The sequence below is a fragment of the Comamonas sp. 4034 genome (genome assembly GCF_050434545.1).
Classification (GTDB): Bacteria; Pseudomonadota; Gammaproteobacteria; order Burkholderiales; family Burkholderiaceae_C; genus Comamonas; species Comamonas odontotermitis.
The window spans coordinates 1-1,169 of the sequence record NZ_JBNDIT010000058.1 but is presented as its reverse complement, the minus strand read 5'-3'; the positions used below and the strand labels follow the sequence as shown (position 1 = coordinate 1,169).

The following is a 1,169-nucleotide window of genomic DNA, read 5'->3' as shown; positions in this document are numbered from 1 at the left end:
ACCAAGCCCCACGTGAACGTGGGCACCATCGGTCACGTTGACCACGGCAAGACCACCCTGACGGCTGCTATCGCTACCGTTCTGTCCAAGAAGTTTGGCGGCGAAGCCAAGGCTTACGACCAGATTGACGCGGCTCCTGAAGAAAAGGCCCGTGGTATCACCATCAACACCGCTCACGTTGAGTACGAAACGGCTAACCGCCACTACGCTCACGTTGACTGCCCAGGCCACGCTGACTATGTGAAGAACATGATCACCGGCGCTGCCCAGATGGACGGTGCTATCCTGGTTTGCTCTGCCGCTGACGGCCCAATGCCACAAACCCGCGAGCACATCCTGCTGTCGCGTCAGGTGGGCGTGCCTTACATCATCGTCTTCCTGAACAAGGCTGACATGGTGGACGACGAAGAACTGCTGGAACTGGTGGAAATGGAAGTCCGCGAACTGCTGGACAAGTACGATTTCCCTGGCGACGACACCCCTATCATCCGCGGCTCTGCAAAGCTGGCTCTGGAAGGCGACCAATCCGACAAGGGTGAGCCTGCCATCATGCGCCTGGCTGAAGCCCTGGACACCTACATCCCAACGCCTGAGCGCGCTGTGGACGGCACCTTCCTGATGCCTGTGGAAGACGTGTTCTCGATCTCCGGTCGTGGTACCGTGGTGACGGGCCGTATCGAGCGCGGTATCGTCAAGGTCGGCGAAGAAATCGAAATCGTCGGTATCAAGGATACCCAGAAGACCACCGTCACTGGCGTGGAAATGTTCCGCAAGCTGCTGGACCAAGGTCAAGCTGGTGACAACGTTGGTCTGCTGCTGCGCGGCACCAAGCGTGAAGACGTGGAACGCGGCCAAGTGCTGTGCAAGCCAGGCTCCATCAAGCCACACACCCACTTCACCGCTGAAGTGTATGTGCTGAGCAAGGATGAAGGCGGCCGCCACACCCCATTCTTCAACAACTACCGTCCTCAGTTCTACTTCCGTACGACTGACGTGACCGGTGCCATCGAGCTGCCAGCCGACAAGGAAATGGTCATGCCTGGTGACAACGTGTCCATCACCGTCAAGCTGATCGCTCCTATCGCTATGGAAGAAGGTCTGCGCTTCGCTATCCGCGAAGGTGGCCGTACCGTTGGCGCTGGCGTGGTTGCCAAGATCATTGCGTAATC

The 1,169-nt window shown here is 58.4% G+C and carries 1 protein-coding gene; it reads left to right on the top strand.

The window, feature by feature from the left end; translation table 11 throughout:
• Window positions 1-1,167: elongation factor Tu (tuf, locus tag ABIE32_RS21720; RefSeq protein ID WP_377780717.1), on the top strand; the 1,167-nt coding region annotated here is incomplete at its 5' end.
• Between the last annotated feature and the right edge of the window lie 2 nt (window positions 1,168-1,169).